Genomic DNA, 13,275 nt, shown 5'->3' with positions numbered 1-13,275 from the left:
GGTCGGTGAGTTCGTCTGACGGGATTCTTGAAACGGGATCGGGGAGCCGTCTTCTTCAGCGTGGTTTGCGGCGGATCAACGCCTGCGTTGCTGACACCAACGAGGGCATCTCGCTGGGCCGCGGATCAGGAGGGATTTGCACAAAGTAATTCGCGTCGATTCCCATCACTTCCCGACGGGTGGCGGATCGCCGAGGGTCTTCGTCCAAAAACAGCGAAGCCATTTCAAAATCGCGATCCCACAAAATCTGATCCGCGAGCGATTCGATCAGATCATCCCACGCGAAGCTGTCCAGCGAATGCAGATCGGGAATTCGAAAATCAGTCGGCAACACCTCGTCCACTTGAATGACGTCGTCAGCCGGTCGGTCCATTCCCAACAAATCATCGCGGACGAGGCATTCGATGGCTGCGTCGCGAATCAACTGTCGCCAATGAACATTGTTGACGTCCAACGACAGATCCAATTCCATTTCCACGTGGTGATGCAGTTCCGCAAACAGAGCTGCCACGGTGGCTTCGGCAATCGCACTGAGAGTCATGCCCTCAGGGGTGGGCTCGAGCAAGTGATGGGCGACATCATGCAGGAGCGCGATTTGTTGTTCACTGTGAAGATTGTCGAACAGTTCCACCCCGGTGTCGCAGGACCAATCGGCATCGGGTTGCCACTCTTCATCAAACTGCAACAACAAATCTTCGAGCAGCGATTCAATCAATCGCTGCATCAATTCCGCTTCGGCACCGTCGAGCGTGCGATCGCCTTGGCTAGTGTGCCACATGGTCGTACCGATGGATGGTTTGATGGAACGGCATCTACGAAAAAAGGCCACCGATCTGACTCGGTGGCCTCAGCATACTTCACAGCGTCACCGCCGGGCTAGCCGACAGCGGTTTCGTTCGCGGATTCGCCGTTTCCCGAACTTCCCATCACCGTAGCGAAAGTCGTCAAGACTTTCGGGATTTCGTCACGCAAATCAAGACTCGGGACGAGTTTCGCTACCCAAACCATTCGCTGGCACAGACCACGGGGCTGGTGTCCTCATTTGCTTGATTCACAGGCGGTTGCCCCTCAGCCAACCATGCGATCTGCGCCACGACGGGTTGGTCGCGTGCGTCCAGCCTTTTCAGCGTTTGCGGCGGCCTCTGCAAATTGATGCACGTGCACATCCATTTGAGGGAAGGGGATACCGATCTCGGCGGCATCCAGTTGCATTTTGATTTCGCCGGTCAACGCTTCTGTCATCGGCCAAAAATTGGAACCGGCGACCCACATGCGGACCTTCCAATTCACGGCACTGTCACCCAGTCCAGCCAGCACGACAGCGCTGCCTCGGTTTTCGCCTTGAATCACATTGGCGGCCAATTGATCCACTGCTTTTTGAAGTGCCGCTCGGGTGGTTTGCAAGTCGGCGGAGTAGTCCACACCGACGGGCACTTCGACGCGGCGATGTTGGTGATGACTGATGTTTTCAATCGTGCCGCCTGCGATTGCGCTGTTGGGAACAATGATGCGTCGGTTGTCAGGGGTGTCCAACGTCGTTGTGAACAAATCGATCTCATCGACTTTGCCTGTCACGCCAGCTGCGTTGACAACGTCACCGACTTTGAATGGACGGAAGACCAGCATCAGCACGCCCGAGGCGAAATTGCTGAGCGTTCCTTGGAATGCCAAACCAATCGCGAAGCCAGCCGCTGCAAGCATCGCTGCCAAGCCACCCAGCGGGGCGCCCAACTTGGTCAACACAGCACCGACGACGGCAAACATCACCGAATAGAACACCATCTTGCCGACAAACTTGCCGAGCGTCTCGTCCACACGTCGGCACACAGGACGACTGATCACGCGCATCAAATACTTGGCAACCAAATACCCGATGAAGACAACAAACAAACCCAGGCCAGCTGAAAGAAGCGCAGGCACAGATGTGTGGTGGCGTAGTCCGTCAGGCCATTGAAATTGCCTTCGGTCATCTGACTGACCAAGTCCGACGTGGCGTCGGCAAAACTTGGTGGCGGAACTTCGGCGGCTCCCAAGTTCATTTCGGAAGCAAGGTTGGTTGGTGAGAGAGAGTTTTCAGACATATCGAATCACGAGAGCGCATGGAGCGGAAAAGGGAGGCACGTTCTGCAGAACGTCGATACCTCATTCCGGCGAGGGGATTCAAGATCGATGCACAAGTGTTTCGTATTCTCAGGCGGTAGTATTTCTCGCCCAAACTGATTCTCGCAACACGGTTTGCATCGGCAAACGCATGTAGGCGTCTCGGGCGGGACGATTTGATCGATCCACGGCAAGGATCATTCGGGCGGCAGATTCTTCACGACAGCACTGCAGCGCCAACGAAAGGATGTCACGTGAGAAACCGCGGCCTCGCGCCTCTGGGACCACGCCCATGTAGACCACTTCCAAAACCGATGCGGGGTCGCCGCCGTGGCGTGCCATCAACAAGCAACCCAGGGGTTCGCCGCCTGGACGTTCGGACAACATGAACCACAAATCCGGCGCGTACGTGGGGACCTCTTGGTAGCCGTCCATGATCTGCGCCGCGGTCCGAAATTGTTCCAGCGCGGGACAATCTATCGACCCGAGGTAAGTCCGCTGGACCAAATCCCGCATTTGGTTCATCTGCTCGGCATCATTCACGTCGACCGAAAGAGCGTCCAACTGCAGCGGGGCGTCCAAGGACTCCAACGAAGACTCCAACGAAAATGAATCGCTGAGGTCGAGCGCGAGATATTCCAGGTCGCCAACATTTGTGAACCCCATCCAATGCGGCCACGAACCCTGGAAATCAAGGGATTTGGCACCCGGGCCGCCCGAGTCTGGCCCGTCCGATGTCGCTTCTTCGAGTGGCCAGGCCGTCGCCCACTGCAGGAACTGAATGCCCCGTTGCTGGCAAATCTGACCAAGTGTCCGGCCGAGCCCAACCGCCAACTGTGAATTTTCGGTTGCTCGATGATCGGGCCGGGATGCTTGCTCCGTCGGCAAGACGATCGGGCCGGCGTGCAGAACCGTCGCCATGTCGCTATCCGCCGCTCCCAGCACGATCGCAATCGCGTCAGAAGCCTCGCTGACCAGCAATATCAGCTGGTCGGTGACCTGCCGCGAGATCGCCGAACGAATTTGGTCCGCGACCATCACCGCTCGACCTGGCGGGATTCGTTCCAGCGCCGCGGGCAGCAGCGTGGGCAACTCCGCCAGAGCAAACGGGCGAAACCGCAGAGCCTGGTCCTCCGCATCACCGAGGCGGGCCGCCTGGGTTCCACTGGACCGTTCATCGAACCCGAATTGGTTGGCGTTCCCCATCATTCTCTCTATGATCGATTGACCGCGTCCTTCTGAACCCGCTCCCACACGTCGGGAAGCGATGTTTCGAAGGAACCTTCCGTCATCCGAAAAGGGGTCTGACCCTCTCCGGCGAGGCCGCAAACTACACCAAAACAGCACACCTCCAAAGGGTCAGACCCCTTTTCGGATCGCTTCTAAAGTGGAGAGACAAATGCTTCGATCAGGTCGACGCTCGAACTGGATTCGCTGGGCCGTCTGCCTGTCGATGATTTCGTGCCTGCATGCGATCGACGCTTCGGATGCGTCGGCCCAACGTCTGCTGGAACGCTTGCGGAACCGCATTCAATCGCCTCCGCCATCTCCGCTTTCCCAGCCACCGTACCAAAACCCCGCGGCCTCCAACCGCGCCAGTTCGGCACGCCCCCGAACCCTGGCAACGCCGATCCCGAGGAACAACGCGTCAGCCGACCGCCGCACCTCGGCAACCCTGCGGAGTGCGTCCACGGTCGATGGCCAATCCGCCACCACAGGACGCGCGGGTGAAATTGCATCCGATGACGTTCAGTTCGGCATGCGAGTCTCGCCTGCGGTCGTCGGCGGCTACCAAGGCCTGCGTGTCGATGGCTTCTCGTCGCAATCACGAGCCGATGAGGCTGGTGTCCGCCCTGGCGACTTGATCGTCGCGATCGGAAACTCGCGAACACGAACGCTCGATGAAGCGGTTTCCGCCCTCGACGACATTCGATCCACGCCCGGCCAAGCGCCTGCCGTCGCCATGCAATTGTTCCGAGGCGGGCGTTTGTATCGCGGAAATGTTCCAGCGATCAGCAGCGCTCGTGTCGCTGCCAAGCCACCGATCACACTCCCCCCTTCCAGCCAAAGCGTCCTGGACAACACCAATCGCAATCAGCCACGGGCCAACGAGTTGCCCGCGCCGCAACTTCCCCCACCAGCCTCCGAACGCTTGTCACCGCCAACGAACAACACCACTCCTAGGCTCGCCCGTTCACGAGGTTCCCTCGGAATCGAAGTTCGTGACGCGACACCGCAACGAGGCGTCTCGGTCGTGTCAGTCCCCGAGAACACCGCGGGCAAAGTCGCGGGACTCGCCGTGGGAGATCGAATTGTCTCGGCCTCAGGTCGGCTCATTCGTGGCACCGACGACTTGCTGCGAGAAATTTCGATCCTCCAACCAGGTGATCAAATCGAATTCGGTTTGATTCGGGGCGACGCCATGCTTCAAAAGCAAATTGAAATGGGTGGTCCCGGTGGCGCGCCCACACGGTCCGCGATCGCGAACTCCGAAAGGGATGCCGCGAATGCCAACGAAGAAACCCCCGAGGCCAGCGGCACTGAATCCGGCGGTTTCCTTGGCGGGATGGGATCGGTGTTTGGCAAGATGCTCGGTGGCAACGGATCGAATTCGCAAGCACCCGCTGGCGAGGAGTTGCCTGCACCGAGTGCCGAACCCAAGGCGTCGTTCACACTCCCGGCTCCCACCGAAACCCTGCCATCGCCCAAGCCCACCGCGCCGCCAACCGTTGAGATTGATCCGCTCGCGTTGCCGGCCGATGGGGCCGTATCCGGCTCCGAAAGTCTTCCGCCCGCGAAGCCGACTTCCGTGGCTGAACCGGACACCTTGCCCGCCGAAGCCAAGTCACCCACGGTGAAAGAGTTGCAGCGAGAAATTGAACGTTTGAGGCAACAACTGCAAGCCAAGGAATGAGGCCGTGCAGTTTTTAAGTGCTGTGCCAGTAGCGCCTTGAGAACCCCGCCCGCGCAGCGGGAGGGGTCGGAAAGCGAGATTTCCGGGAGAGGGCAATCCGCGCCGCTTCCCATGCTCGGCCCCCTCCCTCGCGTACGCCTGAACGGCGTCGCTCGACCTCCCCCCAAACTTCGTTTCAGGAGAGGTGCATCATCGGAAACCCGCTCAAACGCAGCCTCGATAAACGGCACGACTTCAGGACAGGTGAGAGCGCATTCGCAAACACACGTAAACCGCAGCGGCGATGAAGTCGGCCGTCGTGCCTGGGTTCAGCCGGTGACCGTCGCTCCGCAAGTGATGGTCGAACGCAACGATTGATTCAAAGTCACCCTCGCTTGCAAAAGCGTCCAGGCAACGCTGAGCTCGATCTCGAATTTGCCGCTCGACTTCGCGACCGTTCTTGCGAGCGATCAACGAGTCACCCCGATCAGCCAACAGTTGCAAATGAGCCAGCGCGATCCCTGACAGAAGGTCGCCGGTGTCGCCCGTGGACGCTTCCACGATCGGCACAACCTCGGCAAAAAAACTCTCAAAACCGTTTGCGTATTCGGCCGCGATCAAGTCCCGGTCCTTTGCTTCTCGCATCCCGGCCATCACGTCAAACGATTTGGACGCGGCGTGAACATCCAACGCCGGGTCCTCCGGTTGATAGTCCCCGTCCATTCCCCCGGCGGCGGCCATCGCGATCGCTTCTCCCATCCGCTGGCTTTGATCGCTCGACAGCGTCGACAGCACATTGGCCGTGGCCTCACGCCACGCGTCCAACGTCCACGAGATGTCCGAGGTTCGATACCGTTCTTCTGCCACAACGATCGGGGACAACAACAACGCGATGCCCAGATTGACGTTGGTGTTTGTCCTGGATCGCGTTTGCTGGATCACCGCGTGAACGCGGTCACCCAACCCCAACAGTGTCGGACCCAAATCCAACGTTGTGGCGGTCAATTCGCTCGCCGCGATTTCAGCGGACACAACAAAGTCGGCAAAACAAAGATCATCAAACTTGGCGACAGGATGAACGTTGCCTGCTTTGGGTGCAGTCGCCTCCAGCACACACGCGTATTGAATCGCATCCGCAGGACTGCGAACGGTTTTCGCAATCCATTGCCACGGATCACGCCGCACCGATGCGTTCCTTGACACGACTCAGCAAGGAGTCGATGGCTTGCAAAGTTTCTTCGGGTGAATCTTCGATCACATAGTGACCGGTTTTATCCAGTTCGGTGACTTCCGCGTCCGGCCAAACCGCTTCGAAACGTCGCAAGCATTCCGGTCGGAAGCACCAATCCTTCATGCCCCAAATCAGCGAGATCGGCAGCGACGCCAAGTCAGGCAAATCGGATTCCAACTGACGAAGCGTTTTCATCGTGGGATGCGAATCATTGAGCGGGATGTCGCGCACAAACCGATCGATCGCGACTCGGTTTTTCCAACTGTCATAAGGAGCCAACAACCCGGCCACGACATCCGGTTTCATCTTCGTCCGCGACATCGCCATCGTGATCGCGGCGCGAGCAAACAAATTCAATCCGCGAACGGCAGGGGTCCCCAACAGTGGCATCCGGCAAGCCGCGATGCGCTGTGGCATGTACGGGGGTGGGAACGCGGCGGTGTTCAGCAACCCGATCCCCGCCAACCGTTCGCGACGAGCATGCATGGCCGACAATCCAATCGCGCCACCCCAATCGTGAGCGATCAAGATCACGTTCTTCAGATCCAACTCATCGACCAACCGAATCAAGTTGTCGCGATGCGCCGCCATCGTGTAGGGGAAATCTTCTGCCGAAGGTTTGTCGCTGCGACCGCAGCCGATGTGGTCGACCGCGATCACGCGTTGCTGCTTGCCATATCGCTCAATGATCCGGCGATAGTAAAAACTCCACGTCGGATTGCCGTGCACGCAAACAAACGTCGGCAGGTCGCTTTGTTTCTCGGCTCCAGAATCCGGTTTTTCGACTTCGGAACCCGCGAATTTGGCTTCGGCCGCCGTGTCGATATAGCGCAGGGTGTGACCGTCGATGGAGAATTCCGACGACGGGTGGGGAAACAGATCGCTAGCAAGATTCGTCATAACGAGCAGTTTCGACGATCCGCGGCAGTTTGACGAGAGGCGGCAATTCAAATCTCGCTCGCGACCAATCCCCCAATCCAAACCCCATCCGCAAATGGTTCAGGACCCTGCCAGCGCGGCCCGCTCCGCCCAAAACTTGCGAGCCGCTCGAACGTAGGGCACAAACGCATTCAGTTGGTCGGGTGGCAACTTCGCCAATCGCTGCTCGGTTTCGCCCAACCATTCTTTGAAAAAAGCCACGCTGCGTGCCGTGATTCGCGGCTGCCCGCCGACTTCGAAATACCACGGCGACGAAATCACCGCCCGGTAATGGTCCTCGTGCAACGTCACCACTCGGACTGTCGCCCAGCCGGATTCTTTGATTTTCAGCGGCGGAATCCGGCCACCAGCCTTGGCGAATTCGTCCAACTTCGCGCTGTAGTGCAACCGGCCGTTGTGGATGACCTCCAAGTATTCGACCGGGTCACGGACATTCAGAATCACCTCCGCGGTCAGCTCCACCGATTCGCCTTCGCCGACTTCCGCTGGGTTGATCTCGAACACATGCCCGGGCAAACGCCCGTCCAAGTTGGTCCGCATCAAGGGTCCGTTGGTCGCGAAACTGCAACCTTCCCAGGCCGCGTCCCACCAATCTTCCTTTGTGCCCACCGGGACTGCTTCTTCCCGCGAATCAAACGAGGAAGCCTGCGAACGCCCGGCCACGTACAAACGGTTGTATCCCACGGGTGAATTGCCTGGGTCGTCGCCGGATCCCGCCATCGGTGCCAGGCGAAAACCGGACTCCAACAATTGCCAGTGGATCTGTTCGGCGTCACGTCCGAGCTGAGTCGCATCGTTTCGATTGGCAGGTTGAAGCATGCGTCCCTCCGGCACGCGCGTCACCGATTCATTCAGTTGCAACCAATCCCCCAGGACAAACACACCGTCGATTTTCTCGCTGGCCAACCAGATCGGCAGCAACCACGCGAATGGATTTTCAACCGCAACACGCGTGGAAGAATCCGCTGGCAAACCTGCCAGCCAACCTAGCGAAGCCAGTTCCTCCGAAGCGAATTCTCCCGATGCAGTCGGTTGCCAATCGGAGTCCGCCAAATCCCGGTAGAACGCCAACCCTGCCAGGCAATCGACGTTCGCATCGATCCACAGAGGTTCCGTCGGCCAACCCTCAGGCGTGAGAATCGAATCGCCCTCTCCAAACAATTTGCCCGCCTTGCGACGTGGGATCGGTTTTTCTGTCCCCCGTCCAGCAACGTCGGGATCTCGAATCACAGTCGCCAGATGCAGATCCTCCGCTGTCATCCGCATCGGCAAACTTTCGGGGGAGCGAGGCAGCAGGCAATCGCCGCTGGTCCAACCTTCCGGTCGCATCCGAACCATGCGTGGCAGAGCGAGCTGATGTTCGTCCTCGCTGCCGCGTTGGACATCGAAGGTGCCCCGCAAAACCCGCGACTCGGGCCCTCGTGTCAGCTTGAACTCGTACGCGCCATCCTGCAGCGACAGGTCCGCGAATTCGTCGAGCACAAACCCAGGCCCGGACGACAGCGATCGTCGTGGAGCCACCGCAACGGTCTTTGGCCGGGATGTCCGCCGCGTGGTGACGGGCAGTTGGCGCGTCAATTCCATTCTCGCGATGGTCGGTTCGCCCGTCGATTCCTCCACCACCCGCAGCGTCAAATCGCCATCGGCCCAAATCGGAGCATTTGTGACGAAACCGCACGAAAACAGTGCCAAAAGGGGACAAACCAACTTCCAAACCTTCCCCCATCGGTCTGTGGTTCGGTGTTTGCTATGGTGAATCCTCAAACGACTGTTCCTGTCAAAATGACACCATTGCCTTCCAAATCATTGACACACTGTGGCTGAAGATCTGTATCAAACGCTGGGAGTTTCTCGCGACGCCGAGAAGGCTGAACTGACCAAAGCCTATCGCAAATTGGCCCGGAAGTACCATCCGGACATGAATCTCGATAACCCCGACGCGCAAGAAAAATTCAAGCGTGTTCAGGAAGCTTACGAAGTTCTCGGCGACGAGGAAAAGCGTGCGGCGTACGACCGCTACGGTTCCGACTTCGAAAAAATTCGCGGTGGATGGAATCCGAATGCCGGTGGTGGCGGCGGCGGAGGAGCAGACCCATCCTTCGACGGATTGGATCTGGAACAGATTTTTGGCGCGGCTGGCCGTGGCGGCGGCGGTGGTGGAAGAGGGGGAGCCGGATTCGAAAACGGATTCAACGACTTCTTTGAACAAATTCTCGGTGGTGGGGCGCATGCGGGTGGAGCTCGCGGAGGCCAAGGGTCACCGTTCGGTGGCGGCCAGCGATCCGCGCCCCCGCAACGAGGCCAAAACATTCGGCACGAGTTGTCCGTCACGTTCCGCACCGCGGTGCTGGGCGACAAAGTCGAGTTCTACCTCGCTCGTGGAGGCAAACAAGAAAAACTGTCGGTGACGATTCCGCCCGGAGTCAGTTCAGGCAGCAAGATCCGTTTGCGAGAGCAAGGGCAACCCGGATCCGGTGGCGCAGGCGACCTGATCCTGATCATTCAAGTCGACAACCACCCGTTTTACAAACGCAACGGCAACAACTTGGAACTCAAGCTGCCGATCACACTGGCCGAAGCCGCCTTGGGTGCCAAGGTCGACGTGCCGACTCCCGCAGGGACGATCGCACTCTCGATTCCCGCTGGCAGTTCCAGTGGCAAACGTTTGCGGCTCAAGGGGCAAGGCGTTCGCAACCCCAAGGGCACAGACGGAGACTTGATGGTCGAACTGCAAATTCAATTGCCGGAATCGATCGACGACGACTCCAAGAAACTGATCGAGCAATTCGACGCGGCCAATCCAATGCAGCCACGTGAATCGTTGAAGTTCTGATTGCCTTCGATCACTCCGGCTTGGCCGCAGCTTTCACTTCCAACCCCATCTCATACATCGTCACCGCCATCACAATGCTGCTGTCTGACAACGTGTTCAGAGGCACGCGGTGCAGGATGCCTCGACTGTCCTCCAGTTCAACCGTTTCACGATCGATGATCCGGTTGACCCTTGCCTTCAAGCGATGTTTGCCATCGCGATCGGTCCACGTCGCCCATCGGCGTTCAGGATCGTTCCCTTGGGCTTGACCGTTTCGATTGCCAACGGGCCCCGTTTCAACAGGCTTCAAATCTGGATTCGGGTTCGGCAACACTTCTTTGGAAGCTCGCGTTCCCAACGCGCCCCACACCCCATACGGACTCGGCGACCCCGGACGCGCGTAGTCTTCACCGACGGAAACTCCCGGCTGCGAAGGATCACCGCAATCGATACTGTCGCCAATGAATACAACCCGTCCGTCCAGCATCAACGCGTGAACGCCGCCAGGATGCCGACTCGATGCGGAGGCAATTGGATCCTCCATTCCCAAATCTGACAAACAGGTCGGTGAATTGGGTGGCAACACGGTTTGGAAACCGCTGATCGCCAGCGTCCCATCCGCCCATCGAGATCCCCGGCGAACGTCCCACCAATCCGCATGGTCACCATCGCGTGTCTTCAAACACAGCGATGGATTCAAACTCAAACCCTTGATGCCCTGGGCGATGTGAGATTCTTTCGCGTCATTGATTCCGGGCGAAATCGTTTCGGACATCCCGATCGTATTGGACAACCCGTCCAACATGTCTCGAAATCGCATTCGCTGGTTTCCACAAAATGCACCCCGCATCCCAGCCCGCACCCGATTCACTGCCTCCACATCATTGATGTCAATCATCTCGCCCATCAAATAGGTTCCATCGCCGTAGCACATCACGTAGTTGCACAAGGTCGTTGAGTCGATTGCCCCCGGTGGAAGATCGGGCATGGCTAAAGTCGTGACCACGATCGGTTCTTGTTTCGGCGTTTCCGGTTGCGTTTCCATGTCATCAGGACAACGCAAAGTCGAAAACGCAGACGCCCAAGGATCGTATTCCGCCGCATCAAACCAAGGCGCTGGTCCCATTGGCGGGAACCGTTTTCCGGTTTTGGGGGACACATACGGATTGGCGATTTTCTCCCACAATGCCTGCTGTTCCAGGAAGGGAGTGAAACCCACGATCGGACCGAGTCGACCTTGATTGCAAGTGTCGTCTTCCCCGCCAACCGTTCCCCCCAATCCCGGCGGCAATTGATTGAAGGCCGCGTGATAGTTATGCATCGCCAATCCCAACGCCTTCAGGTTGCTGGCGCACAGGGCATTACGAGCCGCGGCACGCTGACGCAAAATCGCGGGCAACAGCAAACTGAATCCGACTGACGCCATCACACCGACGATGACCAGGTCGATGAACGAAAGCTTTGACTTCATCGGAGAACTCCAAAGGAATAGGCGACTGCATCCGTGCGCGAATGGCAGGGTACTCAAAGAGACACCATGGTTTCGGCTCACTGGTTCGAGGGCACCTACCGAGCACCAAAAGGATCGTTGGCAGGCATCACCGCACGCATGAACTGAATCGGCTGGGGAACACCGCGTTGACTCACGTGGACGTCGAGGATCAGCTTCCAGCGGCCATCCAAAAACTCCATGGCAAATTTACGAACCGGTCCATTCCCCCTCGCCAAAGCATCTTGCATCTGACTGAGAGCGACCGGGTTCATTGTGACGAGCACTTCCAGCATTTGGTCATAGCGAGTGATCAGCTCGCCACGTCTTGCTTTCACGATCGCTTGGATCGTCGCGGGATCGTTCGGTTGCTCTGCATCCTGAAGAACAACCCACTCGCGGACAAAGGTTTCGAACTGCTTGTCTTCCAACAAATCGAGCTGCTTCGACAAATGCTCGACCATCAGCTTTGCTTTTTCTCGCATGCGTTGCCGGTGAGTGGTCACCGCTCGGTAGGCATCCTGGCTGCTGAATTTAGACAGTCCCAACCGACGAATGTCGCCTTGCTCCGACAAGAGAACCAAGATTCCCTTGTCAGACAGATCAACCTGCCGGGCTTTGATTTTTCCGGTGCCTTTGGCTGCATGCCAAGTCTCCAGTTCGAATTTGGCAAATTCAGCCAATTCTGCTTTTGAAAAGGAGTGCACCGGGTCGGACAGGACGCTCCGATCGAAAACTTCTTGCGAGGCACGTGTCCCCATCGCTCCCCAAACTCCAAACGGACTGGGACTGCCAGGGGGAAGCGTTTTCCCGCCGTCCAAGTGCCCTTCGGCAACCGTCGGAGACTCCTGATCACCCGCATCAATCGAGTTGCTCGCGAATCGAACGGCTCCATCTGCCATCAACACATGGGCGCCTTCACCGTGCAGGCTGGACGCTGACATCACGCCTTCGAGTTCGCCCTTCTTGGACGTTGCGGAGGGTGAATTTGGCGGCAAGATCGTTTGCACTCCCATCGACAACAGCGATCCATCGGCCCAACACGCACCTCGTCCGTCCGGCCAGAACTTGGTTGAATCGTCCTCATGAGCTTCGATGCAAACCGCCGGTCGTTCGATCAATCCGGAAACGTTCTTGGCAACCCGGACGCCGCCAATCCGAGCTTCGCTCATCAACAACGTGTTGGACAAACCGTCCAATACATCGCGAAAACGAAACACCATTTGATAGCCGAACATTCCTCTTAGAGCACCCGGCGTTCGGTCATAGGGCGGCATGTCTTCGAGTGGTGACGCCCCCACGTTCATGACCGCGTCGCCATAGTTGATCGTGTAACTCGCCGCCGTCGGAAAGTCTTTCGCCGTTGGATCGGCGGGACAGACCATCCCCTCGGGCCGCTGACGCCAAGGTGTGTATTTGTCTGGATCAAACCAAGGAGCCGGTCCCATCGCCGGGAAGCTTTCCCCGTTCACTCGCAATGGGTTGGCAATCTTTTCCCACAGTGCTTGCTGTTCCATGAAGGGCGTCAAACCCACCAGCGGACTCAGCCGATTCGCGTTGCCCAAAAGTGGCTGTTCCAGACTTCCGGACGAGGTCCCGCCGCATCCCATCGGCATCATCCGGTACGCAGAATGGTAGTTGTGCAATGCCAACCCCAACTGCTTGAGATTCATCTCGCACGTTGTCCGCCTCGCGCTTTGTCGCATCCGAGGGACGACGCCGGCCAACAACACCAAACCCACCATCGACGCGATGCCGATCGCGGTCACGTCCACTATTTTCGCGGAGTGCGTTGTTCTCATGACTTCATC

At 58.2% G+C, this 13,275-nt stretch carries 9 protein-coding genes and 1 pseudogene; 2 read left to right on the top strand and 8 right to left on the bottom strand.

Annotated features, from left to right (window positions below):
• Positions 1-55 precede the first annotated feature (55 nt).
• The 3 genes and pseudogenes from UH5x_RS17340 to UH5x_RS17330 all read right to left on the bottom strand — a co-directional run bounded on the left by UH5x_RS17340 (position 56) and on the right by UH5x_RS17330 (position 3,309).
• On the bottom strand, positions 56-778 hold the full coding sequence (locus UH5x_RS17340; RefSeq protein ID WP_047816509.1) for a hypothetical protein: 723 nt from the start codon (positions 776-778) through the stop codon (positions 56-58).
• A gap of 290 nt (positions 779-1,068) precedes the next feature.
• Positions 1,069-2,081: pseudogene (locus tag UH5x_RS17335) on the bottom strand (mechanosensitive ion channel family protein).
• Between the two features lie 109 nt (positions 2,082-2,190).
• On the bottom strand, positions 2,191-3,309 hold the full coding sequence (locus UH5x_RS17330) for a GNAT family N-acetyltransferase (RefSeq protein ID WP_482633155.1): 1,119 nt from the start codon (positions 3,307-3,309) through the stop codon (positions 2,191-2,193).
• 190 nt (positions 3,310-3,499) lie between these two features.
• On the opposite strand from UH5x_RS17330, the gene UH5x_RS17325 reads away from it, so the two are divergent.
• Positions 3,500-5,014 carry a PDZ domain-containing protein gene (locus tag UH5x_RS17325; RefSeq protein ID WP_482633154.1) on the top strand — a complete coding sequence of 505 codons (1,515 nt, stop codon included), beginning with the start codon at positions 3,500-3,502 and terminating at the stop codon, positions 5,012-5,014.
• Between the two features lie 234 nt (positions 5,015-5,248).
• On the opposite strand, the gene UH5x_RS17320 is transcribed toward UH5x_RS17325, so the two are convergent.
• From UH5x_RS17320 to UH5x_RS17310, 3 genes are all read right to left on the bottom strand, one after another.
• A complete protein-coding gene (locus tag UH5x_RS17320) occupies positions 5,249-6,178 on the bottom strand; it encodes a triphosphoribosyl-dephospho-CoA synthase (protein WP_482633153.1) in 930 nt (309 codons plus the stop codon).
• Positions 6,168-7,124: an alpha/beta fold hydrolase gene (locus UH5x_RS17315; protein ID WP_482633152.1), complete on the bottom strand. Its 957-nt coding sequence runs from the start codon at positions 7,122-7,124 to the stop codon at positions 6,168-6,170. Before UH5x_RS17315 ends, UH5x_RS17320 begins: the two co-directional genes overlap by 11 nt.
• A 99-nt stretch (positions 7,125-7,223) precedes the next feature.
• Positions 7,224-8,855, bottom strand: a complete 1,632-nt coding sequence (locus tag UH5x_RS17310; RefSeq protein ID WP_236696579.1) for a CehA/McbA family metallohydrolase domain-containing protein — start codon at positions 8,853-8,855, stop codon at positions 7,224-7,226.
• A 124-nt stretch (positions 8,856-8,979) separates the two neighbouring features.
• Between UH5x_RS17310 and UH5x_RS17305 the strand changes: the two genes are divergently transcribed.
• Positions 8,980-9,996, top strand: coding sequence for a DnaJ C-terminal domain-containing protein (locus UH5x_RS17305; protein ID WP_047816504.1), 1,017 nt, complete (start codon positions 8,980-8,982; stop codon positions 9,994-9,996).
• Positions 9,997-10,006: 10 nt separating this feature from the next.
• Here UH5x_RS17305 and UH5x_RS17300 read toward each other — a convergent pair whose 3' ends face one another.
• Together UH5x_RS17300 and UH5x_RS17295 are read right to left on the bottom strand one after the other, a co-directional pair.
• Positions 10,007-11,446 (bottom strand): DUF1559 domain-containing protein, encoded by a 1,440-nt coding sequence (locus UH5x_RS17300; protein ID WP_482633151.1) that lies wholly within the window; start codon positions 11,444-11,446, stop codon positions 10,007-10,009.
• 95 nt (positions 11,447-11,541) lie between these two features.
• A complete protein-coding gene (locus UH5x_RS17295; protein WP_482633150.1) occupies positions 11,542-13,266 on the bottom strand; it encodes a DUF1559 domain-containing protein in 1,725 nt (574 codons plus the stop codon).
• Between the last annotated feature and the right edge of the window lie 9 nt (positions 13,267-13,275).

Source organism: Rhodopirellula sp. UH5, from assembly GCF_056839225.1.
This window is presented reverse-complemented; position numbering and strand designations above follow the sequence as displayed.